The 15,370-nt window shown below is 71.1% G+C and carries 16 protein-coding genes; 10 read left to right on the plus strand and 6 right to left on the minus strand.

The window, feature by feature from the left end; translation table 11 throughout:
- Positions 1 to 8 precede the first annotated feature (8 nt).
- Complete coding sequence (locus AQI95_RS21765; RefSeq protein ID WP_067126359.1) at positions 9 to 617, plus strand: DUF1349 domain-containing protein; 609 nt, start codon at positions 9 to 11, stop codon at positions 615 to 617.
- Here the strand turns inward: AQI95_RS21765 and AQI95_RS21770 are convergent.
- Entirely contained in the window at positions 571 to 1,962 is a 1,392-nt protein-coding gene (locus tag AQI95_RS21770; protein WP_067126011.1) for an MFS transporter, read from the minus strand. The genes AQI95_RS21765 and AQI95_RS21770 overlap by 47 nt on opposite strands.
- A 49-nt stretch (positions 1,963 to 2,011) precedes the next feature.
- On the opposite strand from AQI95_RS21770, the gene AQI95_RS21775 reads away from it, so the two are divergent.
- The 4 genes from AQI95_RS21775 (at position 2,012) to AQI95_RS21790 (ending at position 5,483) form a co-directional block, all read left to right on the plus strand.
- Positions 2,012 to 3,010 carry a GlxA family transcriptional regulator gene (locus tag AQI95_RS21775; protein WP_244188806.1) on the plus strand — a complete coding sequence of 333 codons (999 nt, stop codon included), beginning with the start codon at positions 2,012 to 2,014 and terminating at the stop codon, positions 3,008 to 3,010.
- Positions 3,007 to 3,510: a GNAT family N-acetyltransferase gene (locus AQI95_RS21780; protein ID WP_208614233.1), complete on the plus strand. Its 504-nt coding sequence runs from the start codon at positions 3,007 to 3,009 to the stop codon at positions 3,508 to 3,510. The genes AQI95_RS21775 and AQI95_RS21780 overlap by 4 nt, the downstream gene beginning before the upstream one ends.
- A 75-nt stretch (positions 3,511 to 3,585) precedes the next feature.
- On the plus strand, positions 3,586 to 4,314 hold the full coding sequence (locus tag AQI95_RS21785) for a DsbA family oxidoreductase (protein ID WP_067126013.1): 729 nt from the start codon (positions 3,586 to 3,588) through the stop codon (positions 4,312 to 4,314).
- Positions 4,315 to 4,424: 110 nt separating this feature from the next.
- The gene (locus tag AQI95_RS21790; protein WP_067126368.1) at positions 4,425 to 5,483 is read left to right on the plus strand and encodes an aminotransferase class V-fold PLP-dependent enzyme; all 1,059 of its coding nucleotides are present in this window, start codon (positions 4,425 to 4,427) and stop codon (positions 5,481 to 5,483) included.
- Between the two features lie 54 nt (positions 5,484 to 5,537).
- Here AQI95_RS21790 and thpD read toward each other — a convergent pair whose 3' ends face one another.
- From thpD to ectA, 4 genes are read right to left on the minus strand one after another with little or no spacing between them, the layout of a single operon-like run.
- A complete protein-coding gene (gene thpD, locus AQI95_RS21795) occupies positions 5,538 to 6,431 on the minus strand; it encodes an ectoine hydroxylase (RefSeq protein WP_067126015.1) in 894 nt (297 codons plus the stop codon).
- A gap of 6 nt (positions 6,432 to 6,437) precedes the next feature.
- On the minus strand, positions 6,438 to 6,842 hold the full coding sequence (locus tag AQI95_RS21800) for an ectoine synthase (protein ID WP_067126018.1): 405 nt from the start codon (positions 6,840 to 6,842) through the stop codon (positions 6,438 to 6,440).
- Between the two features lie 51 nt (positions 6,843 to 6,893).
- Positions 6,894 to 8,165, minus strand: a complete 1,272-nt coding sequence (gene ectB / locus AQI95_RS21805; RefSeq protein ID WP_067126020.1) for a diaminobutyrate--2-oxoglutarate transaminase — start codon at positions 8,163 to 8,165, stop codon at positions 6,894 to 6,896.
- 13 nt (positions 8,166 to 8,178) lie between these two features.
- Positions 8,179 to 8,706, minus strand: a complete 528-nt coding sequence (gene ectA, locus AQI95_RS21810) for a diaminobutyrate acetyltransferase (RefSeq protein ID WP_067126022.1) — start codon at positions 8,704 to 8,706, stop codon at positions 8,179 to 8,181.
- Positions 8,707 to 9,347: 641 nt separating this feature from the next.
- Here ectA and AQI95_RS21815 point away from each other — a divergent pair.
- Entirely contained in the window at positions 9,348 to 10,244 is an 897-nt protein-coding gene (locus AQI95_RS21815) for an alpha/beta fold hydrolase (RefSeq protein ID WP_067126024.1), read from the plus strand.
- Between the two features lie 138 nt (positions 10,245 to 10,382).
- On the opposite strand, the gene AQI95_RS21820 is transcribed toward AQI95_RS21815, so the two are convergent.
- Positions 10,383 to 11,483: a pyridoxal-phosphate-dependent aminotransferase family protein gene (locus AQI95_RS21820; RefSeq protein WP_067126026.1), complete on the minus strand. Its 1,101-nt coding sequence runs from the start codon at positions 11,481 to 11,483 to the stop codon at positions 10,383 to 10,385.
- Positions 11,484 to 11,658: 175 nt separating this feature from the next.
- On the opposite strand from AQI95_RS21820, the gene AQI95_RS21825 reads away from it, so the two are divergent.
- Genes AQI95_RS21825 through AQI95_RS21840 form a run of 4 tightly spaced genes read left to right on the plus strand, consistent with a single transcriptional unit; the run spans position 11,659 to position 15,240 of the window.
- Entirely contained in the window at positions 11,659 to 12,501 is an 843-nt protein-coding gene (locus tag AQI95_RS21825) for a transporter substrate-binding domain-containing protein (RefSeq protein ID WP_067126029.1), read from the plus strand.
- Positions 12,498 to 13,340, plus strand: a complete 843-nt coding sequence (locus AQI95_RS21830) for an amino acid ABC transporter permease (RefSeq protein WP_067126033.1) — start codon at positions 12,498 to 12,500, stop codon at positions 13,338 to 13,340. Before AQI95_RS21825 ends, AQI95_RS21830 begins: the two co-directional genes overlap by 4 nt.
- On the plus strand, positions 13,337 to 14,131 hold the full coding sequence (locus tag AQI95_RS21835) for an amino acid ABC transporter ATP-binding protein (RefSeq protein ID WP_067126036.1): 795 nt from the start codon (positions 13,337 to 13,339) through the stop codon (positions 14,129 to 14,131). Before AQI95_RS21830 ends, AQI95_RS21835 begins: the two co-directional genes overlap by 4 nt.
- A 17-nt stretch (positions 14,132 to 14,148) precedes the next feature.
- Positions 14,149 to 15,240, plus strand: coding sequence for an amidohydrolase family protein (locus AQI95_RS21840; RefSeq protein WP_067126039.1), 1,092 nt, complete (start codon positions 14,149 to 14,151; stop codon positions 15,238 to 15,240).
- The last annotated feature ends 130 nt before the right edge of the window (positions 15,241 to 15,370 follow it).

The raw sequence follows: 15,370 nt of genomic DNA on the forward strand, positions 1-15,370 counted from the left end.
ATCGGCCGATGGACGTGGAACTTCCCGAGATCCCCTTTCCCCTCCGTACCTATGGACCCGACGGGCACTGGTCGTACGAGGACGGCGTGCTGACCGGGTGGGCCGGGCCCCGGCAGGACCGGTTCGTCACGCCCACCGGCCAGGCCCTGGACCCCGCCGCCGACGCGCCGCGGCTGCTGGGCGCGCCGGAAGGGGACTTCCAGTTGATCGCCCGTGTCACGGTCGGGTTCGGCGCCTCCTTCGACGCCGGAGTGCTGTACGTCCACGTCGGCGAGCGGGCCTGGGCCAAGCTGTGCCTGGAGTACTCCCCGGACGTGCCCACCGTCTGCACGGTGGTCACCCGGGGGCACTCCGACGACTGCAACTCCTTCACGGTCGACGGGAGTTCGGTGTGGCTGCGGATCAGCAGGACCGGTCGGGCCCTCGCCTTCCACGCCTCCCGGGACGGCGAGCGGTGGACCTTCGTCCGGCTGTTCACGCTGGGCGACGAGAAGGAGACCGGCGCCGCCCTCGTCGGCTTCATGACCCAGTCGCCGCTGGGGGAGGGGTGCGTGGTGACGTACGACCACCTCACCTTCCGGCCCGGCTGGCCGGACGACCTCCGAGACGGCAGCTGAGGGCGAAGGTCAGGACGAACAGGGCCGCGCCCAGCAGCAGGCTCGCCCGCATGCCCGCGGCGAAGCCCCCGCTCACCAGCGCGCCGAACACCGCGATCCCGAGGCCGCCGGCCACCTGTCGGGCCGCGTTGAGCACCCCGGCCGCGAGCCCCGCACGCTCGGCCGGTACGGCGTCCATCATGACGGCCGTCAGCGGCGGGACGGTCAGCGCGCAGCCGAGGGCCATCGGGACGAGCAGCAGGGCCACCACGGCCGCGGGCGTGCCGGAGCCGACGGACAGCAGACCCAGCAGTCCGGCCGCGGCCAGCGCCTGGCCGAGCAGCATCGGCATGCGGGGGCCGTAGCGGCCGGCGAGCTTTCCGGACACCACGTTGGTCACCGCGATCAGCCCGGACATCGGCAGGAACAGCAGCCCGGTGGACAGTGCTGAACGGCCCTGCACCTGCTGGAAGAAGAGCGAGAAGACGAACACCACGCCGTAGAAGGACACGCTGCACGCGGCCCCGGCGGCCACGGCCACCCGGATCGCGCGATCCCGGAACAGGCCGAGCGGGACGACCGGGTGCGACTGCCGTGACTCGACCCGGACGAACAGGGCGGCGGCCGCCACCGCCACGACGAAGGCCACGATGCCCGTCGGACCGCCCTCGATGACCGCGAACGTCAGGGCCGTCAGCGCGAGCACGGCCGTCAGCTGGCCGGCCAGGTCCAGGGGGGCCGGGCGGCGCTCGGAGCGCGGCGCGCGCGTCAGCATCAGCAGGGCGACCGCGCCCAGCGGCAGGTTGATGAAGAAGATCCCGCGCCAGTCCCAGGCCGTGGTGAGCGCGCCGCCCGCCACCGGGCCCAGCGCCACCGCGACCGAGCCCCCGGCCGCCCACAGCGCCACCGCCTTGGCCCGGCGCGCCGGTTCGCCGTAGGCCTGCCGCACCAGGGACAGCGAGGCGGGCAGGACGACGGCCGCCGCGACGCCCTGCAGCACCCGCGCGCCGATCAGCACCGGGAGCGTCGGCGCGAGGCCGCAGGCCGCCGAGGCGAGCGTGAAGACGGTGAGGCCGAGGGCGTAGGCCCGGCTCGCCCCGACCCGGTCGGCGAAGGCGCCGGTGGAGAGCATGAGAGCGGCGAAGGCCAGTGTGTATGCGTCCACCACCCACTGCAGGCCGGACATGCCGCCGCCGAGCGCGGAGCCGATGTCCGGGAGGGCCACGTTCACCACGGACGCGTCGAGGGTGATCAACGCGAAGCCCAGCAGAGCGGTGGTCAGGGTGAGGGCCGGGGTGTGGCCGGATGCCAACTCGCCCTTGTCGAGGGCGGTTCGGTCCGGTTGGAGGGTCTGGTCGGTCGACATGACTCCATGCTGCTGACCCGCGTGGGCATACAGTAGTGACCTGAATGCCATGCATCCGGAGGTTCTGGCCATGCTGCGTGTCGCGGTCGTCGCGTCCCCGCCCGTGTCGATGTTCAACCTCGCCATCCCCGAACTGCTCTTCAACAAGGTCGAGATCGACACGCAGCCCGGCTACGAGGTGGTCATCTGCGCGCCCGAACCCGGGTCCGTGTCCACCACCGGCACCCTCGACCTGCACATCCCGCACGGCCTGGAGGCGATGCGGGACGCGGACACCGTGATCGTCGCGGGCACCGGCCGGCCTCTCTCGCCCGACCCGCGGGTGCTGCGGGCGCTGCGCGAGGTCGCCGACAGGGGTGTGCGCATCGCCTCCATCTGCACCGGCGCCTTCTCGCTCGCCGAGGCCGGCCTGCTCAAGGGCCGCAAGGCGACCACCTACTGGGCGCACGCCGACGAACTGCGCCGCCGCCACCCCGACATCGAGGTCCAGGGCGACGTCCTGTACGCCCAGGACGGCCAGTTCCTCACGTCCTCCGGCTACGCCGCCGGCATCGACCTGTGCCTGCACGTCATCCGCACCGACTACGGCGCCGCCGTCGCCAACGAGGTCGCCCGGCTCGCCCTGGTCGCGCCGGTCCGCCCCGGCGGCCAGACCCAGTTCACCCACACCCCGCTGCCGCCCGAACGCGGCACCGTCTGCGCCGACACCCGCGGCTGGGCCATGCGCAACCTCGACAAGCCGCTCACCCTCACGGACCTGGCCCGGCACGCCAGGGTCTCGGTGCGCACCCTCACCCGCCGCTTCCACGCCGAGAGCGGGGTCAGTCCCCTGCAGTGGCTGCTGCACCAGCGCATCGAACGGGCCAAGGAACTGCTGGAGACCACCACGCTGCCGATGGACCAGGTGGCCGGCGCCTGCGGTCTCGGCACCGCCGACTCGCTGCGCGCCCACATGGTCCGCCGCACCGGTCTCACCCCGAGCGCGTACCGGGTCCAGTTCAGCCGCCTGGGAACCGGCACCGACACCGTCACGTCCTCCGTTGCATGATCAGTGAACGCGCCGGGGGCGCTGTGGTGATCCGCACCGCCGTGCCCGCCGAGACCGAGGTCATCGCCGATCTGCACGTACGGGCCCGCTCGACGTACTACCCGGCCGGCCTCCCGCAGGCCGGCTTCGACTGGGTCGAGGCCTGGCGCGGCTCCATCGAGCGCCCCGACGGCCATGTGCTGTGCGCCGTCGAGCAGGGCAGGATCGTCGGCATCGCCTCCTTCCGCACCCCGGACGGCGCACCCGCCCACACGGTCAAGCTCTTCCAGTTCCACGTGGACCCCGACCGCTGGCGCTCCGGCATCGGAACGGCCCTGCACGCGGCCTGCGTGGAGGAGTGGCGGGCCGACGGCAGGCGCACGGCCGTACTCGACGTGCACACGGACAACACCCGCGCCCAGGGCTTCTACGCCCGCCAGGGCTGGGTCCCCGACCCCGAGAACCCGCCCGCCGAGGGCGACCACCACCTGTTCCTGCGCTTCTCCGTCCCCGGGGAATGAACACGGCTGTTTGAACGTTCACGTACTGGCGGCGGGGAGAGCCTCCGCGCCGGTACGACCTGGAGAGCCGAAGACATGCGCGTCGAGATCTGGAGCGACATCGCCTGCCCCTGGTGCTATGTGGGCAAGGCCCGCTTCGAGAAGGCGCTGGCCGCCTTCGCGCACCGCGACGACGTCGAGGTGGTGCACCGCTCCTTCGAGCTGGACCCGGGCCGCGCCAAGGGCGACGTCCAGCCGGTGATCACCATGCTCACCAGGAAGTACGGCATGAGCGAGACCCAGGCCGAGGCCGGCGAGGACAACCTGGGCGCCCAGGCCGCCGCCGAGGGCCTGGACTACCGCACCCGGGGCCGCGACCACGGCAACACCTTCGACATGCACCGCCTGCTGCACTTCGCCAAGGAGCGGGGCCGGCAGGACGAGCTGATCCAGATCCTGTACCGGGCGAACTTCGCCGAGGAGCGCTCCGTCTTCACCGAGGGCGACGAGCGGCTCGTCGAGCTGGCCGTGGCGGCCGGTCTCGACGCCGAGGCCGCCCGCGCGGTGCTCGCCGACCCGTCCCGCTACGCGGACGAGGTCCGGGCCGACGAGAGCGAGGCCGCCCAGCTCGGCGCGACCGGCGTGCCGTTCTTCGTCCTCGACCGGAAGTACGGCGTCTCCGGCGCCCAGCCCGCCGAGGTCTTCAGCCGGGCGCTGGACCAGGCCTGGGGCGAGCGCTCCCCGCTGACGCTGGTCGATCAGAGTGACGGGGGAGACGGCGCGGCCTGCGGTCCCGACGGGTGCGCGGTGCCCCAGCAGGGCTGAAACCGCAGGCCGGAGCCGTTGTATAAGGAGCCCTGGGACCAACCACGCAGAAATCGGCAATGGACGGGTGGTCCCAGGGGACGCAGAGTGGTCCCATGGACACCACGGAGATGGGCACCACGGAGAAGCTCGACAGCCTCGTCCGCGCCGAGTTCAGCCCGAAGACCAGCTACCTGAACACCGCGAGCACCGGCCTGCTGCCCGCCCGCGCGGTCGCAGCCCTGCACGAGGCGGCGCTGATGCGGGCCGAGGGCCGGCCGCTGCTCCCGCTCTACGAGAACGTGGAGATCTGCCGGGCGGCGTACGCCCGGCTGGCCGGTGTCCCGGCCACCAGGGTCGCCGCGGGCGCCTCGGTCGCCGCGCACACCGGCGTGCTCGCCCACTCGCTGCCCGCGGGCGCCGAAGTCCTCACCGCCGAGGACGACTTCACCTCCGTGCTGAACCCGTTCCACGTCCGCGGCGATCTCAAGGTGCGCACGGCCCCGCTGGAACGGATCGCCGAGTCCGTCCGACCGGGCACCGCGCTCGTCGCGGTCAGCGCCGCCCAGTCCGCCGACGGGCGGCTCGCCGACCTGACCGCCGTGCGCGAGGCCGCCCGCGAGCACGGCGCCCGCACCTACGTCGACTTCTCCCAGGCCGCCGGCTGGCTCCCCGTGGACGCCGCGCAGTACGACTTCACCGCCACCGTCTCCTTCAAGTGGCTGCTCGGCCCGCACGGCGCGGCCTTCCTCACCGTCCCCGAGGACTTCGGCGGACTCGTCCCGCTGCTCGCCGGCTGGGTCGCGGGCGAGGCCCCCTGGGACAGCTGCTACGGCCCGGTGGCCGAACTCGCCCACTCCGCACGGCGCTTCGACCTCACCCACGCCCTGTTCACCTACGCCGGACTGCGCGGCTCCCTCGAACTGCTCGAGGAGATCGGGGTGTCCGCCCTGCACGGCCACGCCGTGCGTCTCGCCGACCGCTTCCGCGCCGGAGCCGTCACCCTCGGCCACGAACCGGTGCCCGCCCCCGGCTCGGCGATCGTCTCCGTCCCCGGACTCGGCTCCCGCCAGCCGGAGTTGAGCCGCGCCGGCATCGAGGTCTCCGACCGCGCGGGCAACCTCCGTGCCGCCTTCCACCTCTACAACACCGAGACGGACGTGGACCGCCTGCTGAACGCCCTGGCCTGACACGTGCCAGGGGCCTCCACCGCGCGGGTGGAGGCCCCTGTGGCGCTCATGGGTTCAGCGGACCGGGGTGAAGTCCCTCGCCCCGATGAACTCGGGCCGCCGCACCGGAGCCGCGAAGGGTGCAACGGCCGCGTTCTCCACGCTGTTGAACACGATGAAGACGTTGCTGCGCGGGAACGGCGTGATGTTGTCGCCGGAGCCGTGCATGCAGTTGCAGTCGAACCAGGTCGCCGAGCCGGCCCGGCCGGTGAACAGCCGGATGCCGTGCTCGCCCGCCAGCGCGGTCAGCGCCTCGTCGGACGGGGTGCCCGCGTCCTGCATCTGCAGCGACTTCTTGTAGTTGTCCGTGGGCGTGGCACCGGCGCAGCCCAGGAACGTACGGTGCGAGCCCGGCATGATCATCAGGCCGCCGTTGGTGTCGAAGTTCTCGGTCAGGGCGATCGAGACGGACACCGTGCGCATGTTCGGCAGGCCGTCCTCGGCGTGCCAGGTCTCGAAGTCCGAGTGCCAGTAGAAGCCGCTCGCGCCGAACCCCGGCTTGACGTTGATCCGGGACTGGTGGACGTACACGTCCGAGCCGAGGATCTGCCGGGCCCGGCCGACCACGCGCGGATCACGCACCAGGTTCGCGAAGACCTCGCTGATCCGGTGCACCTCGAAGACCGAGCGGATCTCCTTCGACTGCGGCTCCACGACGGAGCGCTCGTCGGCGCGGATCGCCGGGTCGGTGACCAGCCGCTCCAGCTCACGGCGGTAGACCTCGACCTCGTCCGGGCCGATCAGCTGGTCGACGGCGAGGAAGCCGTCACGGTCGTACGCGTGCAGGTCCGCGGCGGGGATCGGGCCCGGCGCGTCCGGGGAGCCCCACAGGACCGGGTCCTGGCGCGGGACGGTCGCCTCGGTGGCACCGCGGGTCGGGTAGAGATCGGTGACGGTGGCAGTGGTCATGGGTTCTCACACCTCCTCGGGCTCGGTGAGCAGGGGGTAGACGCCGTTCTCGTCGTGGTCCTCCCGTCCGGTCACGGGCGGGTTGAACACGCAGATGCAGTGGAAGTCCTCCTTGACACGCAGCGTGTGCCGCTCGTGCCCGTCGAGGAGGTACATGGTGCCGGGGGTGATGGTGTACGTCGTGCCGGTCTCCCGGTCGGTCAGTTCGGCCTCGCCCCGGGTGCAGACGACGGCCTCGACGTGGTTGGCGTACCACATCGACGTCTCGGTCCCGGCGTACAGGATGGTCTCGTGCAGGGAGAAGCCGACCCGCTCCTTGGCGAGGACGATCCGCTTGCTCTCCCAAGTGCCGGACTCGGCCCTGACGTGCCGGTCGGTGCCTTCGATGTCCTTGAACGATCGGACGATCACGTGGTGCTCTTCCTCCTGGTCGGCTCTGTCGGCTCTGTCGGTTCGTGCGGTTCAGACGGTCTCCCGGCCGGCACGGGCGAGGATGCGCAGACCCTCGTCCAGCTCGTCGGGGGTGACGGTGAGGGCGGGCAGCAGCTTGACGACCTCGCCCTGCGGGCCGGACGTCTCGATCAGCAGCCCGAGTTCGAAGGCCCGCCGCGCGATCCGCGAGGCCCGGTCCTTGTCGTGGAACTCCATGCCCCACACCAGACCGCGTCCGCGGTACTCCTTCACATCGGCGAGGTTCTCCTCGGTGATGGAGATCAGCGCCTGCTCGACCTGCTCACCGCGGCTGCGGGTCTGCTTCTCCATGGCCGAGCCGTCGGCCCAGTACGTCTCCAGCGCCGCGGTGGCGGTGACGAACGCCGGGTTGTTGCCGCGGAAGGTGCCGTTGTGCTCGCCGGGCTCCCACACGTCCAGCTCCGGCGTGAACAGGCACAGCGACATCGGCAGCCCGTAGCCGCTGATCGACTTGGACACCGTGACGATGTCCGGCACGATCCCCGCCTCCTCGAAGGAGAAGAAGGCGCCGGTACGGCCGCAGCCCATCTGGATGTCGTCGACGATCAGCAGCATGTCCTGCCGCTCGCACAGCTCCTTCAGCGCGCGCAGCCACGCGGGCCGGGCGACGTTGATGCCGCCCTCGCCCTGCACGGTCTCCACGATCACGGCGGCGGGCTTGTTGAGCCCGGAGCCCTGGTCCTCCAGGAGCCGCTCGAACCACAGGAAGTCCGGGACCGTGCCGTCGAAGTAGTTGTCGAACGGCATCGGCGTGCCGTGCACCAGCGGGATGCCGGCGCCGGCCCGCTTGAAGGCGTTGCCGGTCACGGCGAGCGACCCCAGCGACATGCCGTGGAAGGCGTTCGTGAACGACACGATCGCCTCGCGCCCCTTCACCTTCCGGGCCAGCTTCAGCGCGGACTCCACGGCGTTGGTGCCGGTCGGGCCCGGGAACATGACCTTGTACGGCAGATCACGCGGGCGCAGCACCAGATCCTGGAAGGCCTGCAGGAAGGACCGCTTGGCCGTGGTCGACATGTCCAGGCCGTGGGTCACCCCGTCCCGTGCCAGATAGTCGATCAACGCCCGTTTGAGCACGGGGTTGTTGTGGCCGTAGTTGAGTGAGCCGGCCCCGGCGAAGAAGTCGAGGTAGGCATGGCCGTCCTCGTCGTACATCCGACTGCCCTGCGCGCGGTCGAAGACCGTGGGCCAGCCGCGGCAGTAGCTGCGGACCTCGGACTCGAGGGTCTCGAAGACGCTGAGGTCGGGCTGGGTGATGGTCACGGTGAATCGCTCCTCAGTGGGCGGAGTGGGGGGTGACGTCGGTCAACGGGCCGATGCGGTACAGCACTTCGGGGTCGTGCGCGCCTTCAGGGAACAGCTCGGCGGGGAACAGCACCTCGCGCTCCAGGCGCGCCCCGTGCCGGGCGGCGAACGAGGCGAACAGCCGCTCGGACGCGGTGTTGCCCGGGGTGATGGTGGTCTCCACGTCGGTGACGCCGTGCTCGGCGGTGAGCCGAGCGGTCAGCCCGTCCAGCAGCGCGGCGGCGATGCCGAGACCGCGGTGGGCGGAGTCGACGGCCACCTGCCACACGAGCAGCGTGCGGGGGCGTTCCGGCCGCACATAGCCCGTGACGAAACCGACCGGCTCCCCGCCCTCCCCACGTGCCACCGCCGAGGTGCCGGCGAAGTCCCGGCACCACAGCAGATAGCTGTACGAGGAGTTCAGGTCGAGGGTTTTCGATTCCTTGGCGAGACGCCAGAGCGCTGCTCCGTCGGTCACCGCCGGCTGGTCGATCAACAGGTCTGCGGGTGCGGCAGTCATGCGGCACGAATTTAGCGAGGCGAATTGAGAAATGCACGGGCGTGGTCGCTGTGCTGTGCAGGAACCCGACCTAAATGCCCGGATTACCCCATGAAAAATCAGTGCAAATCGCCACTCGTGTGGAGTGTGTCACAGCCAGGAAACCGTCAAGGGCCCGCCAGAAACCCGCTGGAAAACTCCCCCGTTTAGCCTCGTGAAAAGCGGGCAGAAGAATACGGGAAGCTATCTTTCAGGGAATTGGCGGGAATTGTGAAAGTAAATTGAATTCACGCCTCGCTGGTTCCGTCCGCTGGTTCCGTCCGCGCCGGCTCCCGTTCGGCCCGCCCGGCCGCCGAGCCCGGTCCTCCCCGGCGGCGGGAAATCGGACCCGTCGGTGATCCATGATCGGGTAGGGTCCCTGCCATGTCCTACATGTTCGTCCGCCTCCGGACCGTCTGAGACTTCTGTCGCCGCAGTCGCCCGAGCGACCGGCACGCGCTCGTCGAGCGCTGCCGTCGGCTTGTGTGCGCCCGGCCGCAGATCCGCGTCGCGCCTGGTGACAGGTGCGCCCGTTTCTCCCTTCAGCCGCGCGGTGCACCGCGCGGGCAACGGCCCGTCAGGCATGCCCGCCGCGCCGCCCACCGGACATTGGACCGACCCGTATGACTTCTGTCTCCAGCACCTCTCCCCGCCCGCGCCCGGCCCGCGACGCGAACGCGACGTTCGTGCTCGTACACGGCGTGTGCTCCAGCTCGTTGATGTGGACGCCCCTCCAGCGCGAGCTGGCGCTGCTCGGGCATCGCAGCCTCGCCGTGGACCTGCCCGGGCACGGCTTCGACGCGCAGTACCCCGCCGCCTACCAGGCCCCGCAGGACCTCGACGCGTGGGCGGCCGAACCGTCCGGGCTGGCCGACGTCACCCTCCAGGACAACGTCGACATGGTCGTCGACGTCGTCCGGCGGGTGGCCGAGCACGGGCCGGTGGTCCTGGTGGGCGCCAGCCTCGGCGGCACCACGATCACCGGGGTGGGCAACACGATCCCCGACCTGGTGAGCCGGCTCGTCTACATCTCCGGCTGGTCGTGCGTGCAACGCCCCACCCCCGTCGCCTACATGCAGGAGCCCGAGTTCGCCGACAACCTGCTGGCCCCGCTGGCCGCGCTGAACGTCGGCGACCCCACCGCGCTCGGTGTCGGCCGGGCCAACTACCGCACCGCCGACCCGGTCATGCTGGCCGCACTCAAGGCGGCGATGATGGCGGACGGCAGCGACGAGCAGTTCCGGGCCTTCCTCAACATCCTGCAGCCGGACGAGTCCCTGGCGGTGATGATGTCCGACGCACGCGGCCACGCCGACACCTGGGGCACCATCGCCCGCACCTACATCCGCCTCTCCGACGACCGGTCGCTTCCCGTGGCCATGCAGGACCGTCTGATCGCCGAGGCCGACGCCCTGACGCCCGGCAATCCCTACGACGTGCACACCCTGGCCACCAGTCACGTCGGGTTCCTGCTCAAGCCGGCCGAGACGGCGGGCATCCTCGACCGGCTGATCGTCTGACCCGCCGGGCGCGAAGCGTCACCCAGCGGGCCGGGCGGGGGCGGCCGGCAGGCTGCCCCCGCCCGACGCGCCGGGCCGTCGACGCCGCAGGATCACGGGTCGGCCCGGCGCACGTCGGCAGGATCCTGTGGCGGACGCTCAGCGCCAGTGGCCGTCCACCGCCCGACCGGCGGCCACCAGGTCCACGGGCACCCCGGCCTCCGCCATCGCGGTGCCCACCGCCGTCAGGCTTGCCCGTACGGCTCCCGGATTCGCGTCCGCGCCGTAGTGGTTGACCCGGATCATCTCCTCGGCCAGCGCACCCCCGCCCGCGGCCAGCGGCAGCGCGGGGTCGCTGCGCAGCGCCCGAGCCACCAGCTCCGAGGCGACGACGCCGGGCGGCACCCGCAGGGTCGTGGCGACCGGTGCCGCGTCCTTCGCCTCGTGCACATACGGCTCAAGGCCCCCGCCCAGGGCGACCGCGCCCGCCCGCGTGGCCAGCGCGGCGGTGCGGTGCCGGGCCATCACCGCGTCCAGCCCCGCCGACTCGATCCGCTCCAGACACGCCTGGAGCGCCAGCATCTCCAACTGGGCCGGAGCGTGCGGCAGCGCCCGCCGGCCGGCGTCGATCCAGCGCTCCTTCCAGTCCAGCAGGGACAGATAGGAGCGGCGCGGCGCGTCGGGGTTCGCCGCCATCCGGGCCCAGGCCCGCTCGCTCACCGAGATCGCCGACACACCCGCCGGGCCGCCCATCGCCTTCTGCGCCCCGATCACGCACAGGTCCACGCCCCACGCGTCCGGCAGCACCGGCTCCGCGCCCACGGAGGCCACCGCGTCCAGGTAGAACAGCGCACCCCGCTCCCGTACCACCTCGCCGATCTCCGCGACCGGGTTGGTGTTGCCGGTCGCCGCCTCCGCGTGGACGAGGGACACGAAGTCGATCTCGGGGTGCTCGGCGAACGCCTCCCGGATCTGTGCGGCGGTCACCGCCGTGTGAAAGGGGACGGAGATGTCGTGCACGGTCGCGCCGCAGGAGCGCAGCCAGTCGCCGAAGGTCTGGCCGTACGGGCCCGTGATCACGTTCAGGGCCACCGTGCCCGGCCCGGCCGCCGCGCGGATCGCACCCTCCAGCGGCAGCAGGGCCTCGCCCTGCGTGATCAGCACGTCCTGCCGGGTGTCCAGCAGCCGGGCCACCCCGTCCTCGATCGCGGCGAAGCGCTGGGCACTCAGCGGGGGCAGGTCGAGGAAGGGGTGGGTCACGGCGCTTCTCTCTTCGTCCAAGGGCGTGATTGCCGGGTTGACGGCCCGGGGATGACTCCACCGATCTTAAGTGGAACGCGTCTGTAACCATGGGTTTGATTTGAGAGACTCAAACTCTTCCTTATAATCGGAACCCACAGTTCTCGCACAAGGTCCCTCAGACGGAGATCCCCCCATGAAAACGCTCGGACGCCGGACCCGCCTTCTGGCAGCCACCACCGCGACGGCCGGGCTGGTGCTCGTGGCCGGCTGCACCTCCAGCGGCTCGGGGGGCGGCCCGACGACCGTCAAGGGCGTGCACCTCGCCAAGGGCGGTCAGCTGACCACCTGCACCCACCTGCCGTACCCGCCGTTCCAGTCGGAGATCAACGGCAAGGTGCAGGGCTTCGACGTCTCCCTGATCGACCTCGTCGCCAAGAACCTCGGCGTCAAGCAGCAGATCCTCGACACGCCGTTCGAGAACTTCAAGACCGGCGCCTTCCTGAACTCCGGCGAGTGCGACGTGGCCGCCGCGGGCATGACGATCACGCCCGAGCGCAAGAAGAACGTCGACTTCTCCGACCCGTACTTCGAGGCCACCCAGGCCGTCCTCGTCGACAAGAGCAGCGGCGTCAACTCGCTCGCCGACGTCAAGGCCAAGGGCAAGAAGCTCGGCTCCCAGGCGCAGACCACCGGTGAGGACTACGTCAAGAGCAAGGGCTACGACCCGATCTCCTTCGAGTCCTCCGACGCGGTCCTCAACGGCCTGCGCACCGGACAGGTCCAGGCGGTCGTCATCGACTACCCGGTCGTCCAGGGCTGGCTGAAGGACAAGGCCAACGCCGACAAGTTCAAGGTCGTCGACAACCTCAAGACCGGCGAGCAGTACGGCTTCACGGTCAAGAAGGGCAACAAGGCCCTGCTCGACGCCATCAACAAGGCCCTCAAGGACGCCAAGGCCGACGGCGACTACAAGAAGATCTACGAGAAGTGGATCGGCCCGTACGACGCCTCCGTCGCCTCCCCGGCCGCCTCATGACCGACACCGGCACACAACTCCAGCCGAGCCGGCCGAAGAAGAAGAGGCTGACGCGACGCCAGAAGCGCCGGCTCTCGCGCGGTGTCCAGTACGTCGTCTTCGTCGCCGCCGTGGCCGCCTTCGCGGCCACGGCGGACTGGGGCCGGCTGCGGAACCAGTTCGCCCAGGGCAGCATCGCCCGGCAGATGTTCCCGGACGTCATCACGCTGGCGCTGAAGAACACCGTGCTCTACACGCTGTCCGGCTTTGTCGTCGGACTCGTCCTCGGCATGGTCATCGCGCTGATGCGGCTGTCCTCCGTGGGCCCGTACCGCTGGCTGGCGACGGTCTACATCGAGATCTTCCGCGGCCTGCCCGCCCTGCTGATCTTCATCTTCGTCGGCGTCGCCGTCCCGCTCGCCTTCCCCGGCACGGAGATCGTCGGCGGCACCTACGGCAAGGTCGCCCTCGCCCTCGGCCTGGTCTCGGCCGCGTACATGGCGGAGACCATCCGGGCCGGCATCCAGGCCGTGCCCAAGGGGCAGATGGAGGCGGCCCGTTCGCTCGGCTTCTCGCCCGCGAAGGCCATGGTCTCCATCATCGTCCCGCAGGCCTTCCGGATCATCCTGCCGCCGCTCACCAACGAACTCGTCCTGCTGTTCAAGGACTCCTCGCTGGTGCTGTTCCTCGGCGTCACCCTGGAGGAGCGGGAGCTGTCCAAGTTCGGCCGCGATCTGGCCAGTACGACCGCCAACTCGACGCCGATCCTCGTCGCGGGCCTGTGCTACCTGCTGGTGACCATCCCGCTCAGCTATGTCGTCCGGCGCATGGAATCCAAGTCCCAGGAGGCGATCCGGTGAGCCGCCCGGAGATCCAGGTAAGCGACCTGCACAAGTCCTTCGGCGACAACCAGGTGCTCAAGGGCATCGACCTGGAGATCGGCCAGGGCGAGGTCGTCTGTGTCATCGGCCCCTCGGGCTCCGGCAAGTCGACCCTCCTGCGCTGCGTCAACCTGCTGGAGGAGCCCACCAAGGGCCAGGTCTTCGTCGGCGGCACCGAGATCACCGACCCGGACGTCGACATCGACGCCGTACGCCGCCGGATCGGCATGGTCTTCCAGCAGTTCAACCTGTTCCCGCACCTGAGCGTCACCGAGAACCTCACGCTCCCGCAGCGCCGGGTCCTCGGGCGGGACAAGGCGGAGGCCGCGAGGATCGCCGCCGAGAACCTGGCCCGCGTCGGCCTCTCCGAGAAGGCGGACGCCTACCCGTCCTCCCTCTCCGGCGGCCAGCAGCAGCGCGTGGCGATCGCCCGCGCCCTCGCCATGGGCCCCGAGGTGATGCTCTTCGACGAGCCGACCTCCGCGCTCGACCCGGAGCTGGTCGGCGACGTCCTCGCGGTGATGCGCAGGCTCGCCCAGGAGGGCATGACCATGATGGTCGTCACCCACGAGATGACCTTCGCCCGCGAGGTCGCCGACCGGGTCGTCTTCATGGACGGCGGCGTGATCGTCGAGGACGGCAACCCCGCGCAGGTCATCGGCGACCCCCAGCACGAACGCACCCGGCACTTCCTCTCCCGGCTGCTCGACCCGGCGATGGCCGAAGTGGAGGAGGGGACCTCCGACCGGGTGGGGAAGGACCGGTCCTAGGTCGTTAGGGTGCGGGCATGAGCGATGGCGCCGTGCTGCACGTGAAGGGGCGGGTCCTCGTCGGACCCGAGGACGTCCGCGACGAGCTGTGGGTGGTCGGGGGCCGCGTGTCCTACGACCGCCCCGCCGGCGCCCGCGACATCCGCACCGTCGAGGGCTGGGTGCTGCCCGGCCTGGTCGACGCGCACTGCCATGTGGGCCTCGACGCGCACGGCCCGGTCGACGCCGACACCGCCGAGAAGCAGGCGCTCACCGACCGGGAGGCGGGCGCCCTGCTGCTGCGGGACGCGGGCTCGCCCTCCGACACCCGCTGGATCGACGACCGCGCCGACCTGCCGAAGATCATCCGGGCCGGCCGGCACATCGCCCGCACCCGCCGCTACATCCGCAACTACGCCTGGGAGATCGAACCGGACGACCTGGTCGCCTACGTCGCCCAGGAGGCCCGGCGCGGCGACGGCTGGGTCAAGCTGGTCGGCGACTGGATCGACCGCGACCTCGGCGACCTGTCCGCCTGCTGGCCGCGCGAGGCGGTGCGGGCGGCGATCGCGGAGGCGCACCGGCTCGGCGCCCGGGTCACCGCGCACTGCTTCGCGACGGACCCCCTGCGCGACCTGGTCGAGGCGGGCATCGACTGCGTCGAGCACGCCACCGGCCTGACCGACGACCTGATTCCGCTCTTCGCCGAGCGGGGCGTCGCGATCGTCCCCACCTTGGTCAACATCGCCACCTTCCCGCAGCTCGCGGCGGGCGGCGAGAGCAAGTTCCCGCGCTGGTCCGCGCACATGCGCCGGCTGCACGAGCGCCGCTACGACACCGTGCGCGCCGCCTACGACGCCGGGATCCCGGTGTACGTCGGCACGGACGCGGGCGGCTCCCTCGCCCACGGCCTGGTCGCGGGCGAGGTGGCGGAGCTGGTCACCGCGGGCGTCCCCGCCGTGGCGGCCGTGTCGGCGACGAGCTGGGGTGCCCGCGCCTGGCTCGGCCGCCCCGGCCTGGAGGAGGGCGCGCCGGCAGACCTGGTGGTGTACGAGGGCGATCCACGGGCGGACGTACGGGTGCTGGCGGCGCCGCGCCGGGTGGTGCTCGACGGGCGGGTCGTGGAGTGATCGAGACGCGAGGGAACGCGTGTGCCTCACGATTCGAAGAGATGTGCCGATTCTCCTCGAATGAGTGAAGTGACCGAGGATCGCTGACCGTTCACCCACAGTGCGTACAAGGTTGACGGGTCCCAAGCAC

Origin of the sequence: Streptomyces yokosukanensis (assembly GCF_001514035.1) — a bacterium.
In the GTDB taxonomy this organism is placed as follows: Bacteria; Actinomycetota; Actinomycetes; order Streptomycetales; family Streptomycetaceae; genus Streptomyces; species Streptomyces yokosukanensis.

What these genes read in the sequence shown, in the direction of transcription:
- AQI95_RS21780 (WP_208614233.1), top strand. Translation starts at nt 3,007, where the DNA reads ATGATCAGTGAACGCGCCGGGGGCGCTGTGGTGATCCGCACCGCCGTG.
- ectA (WP_067126022.1), bottom strand. Translation starts at nt 8,706, where the DNA reads ATGACTGCCGCACCCGCAGACCTGTTGATCGACCAGCCGGCGGTGACC.
- AQI95_RS21765 (WP_067126359.1), top strand. Translation starts at nt 9, where the DNA reads ATGGACGTGGAACTTCCCGAGATCCCCTTTCCCCTCCGTACCTATGGA.
- AQI95_RS21770 (WP_067126011.1), bottom strand. Translation starts at nt 1,962, where the DNA reads ATGTCGACCGACCAGACCCTCCAACCGGACCGAACCGCCCTCGACAAG.
- thpD (WP_067126015.1), bottom strand. Translation starts at nt 6,431, where the DNA reads ATGACCACTGCCACCGTCACCGATCTCTACCCGACCCGCGGTGCCACC.
- AQI95_RS21785 (WP_067126013.1), top strand. Translation starts at nt 3,586, where the DNA reads ATGCGCGTCGAGATCTGGAGCGACATCGCCTGCCCCTGGTGCTATGTG.
- AQI95_RS21775 (WP_244188806.1), top strand. Translation starts at nt 2,012, where the DNA reads ATGCATCCGGAGGTTCTGGCCATGCTGCGTGTCGCGGTCGTCGCGTCC.
- AQI95_RS21790 (WP_067126368.1), top strand. Translation starts at nt 4,425, where the DNA reads ATGGGCACCACGGAGAAGCTCGACAGCCTCGTCCGCGCCGAGTTCAGC.
- AQI95_RS21825 (WP_067126029.1), top strand. Translation starts at nt 11,659, where the DNA reads ATGAAAACGCTCGGACGCCGGACCCGCCTTCTGGCAGCCACCACCGCG.
- AQI95_RS21840 (WP_067126039.1), top strand. Translation starts at nt 14,149, where the DNA reads ATGAGCGATGGCGCCGTGCTGCACGTGAAGGGGCGGGTCCTCGTCGGA.
- AQI95_RS21830 (WP_067126033.1), top strand. Translation starts at nt 12,498, where the DNA reads ATGACCGACACCGGCACACAACTCCAGCCGAGCCGGCCGAAGAAGAAG.
- AQI95_RS21815 (WP_067126024.1), top strand. Translation starts at nt 9,348, where the DNA reads ATGACTTCTGTCTCCAGCACCTCTCCCCGCCCGCGCCCGGCCCGCGAC.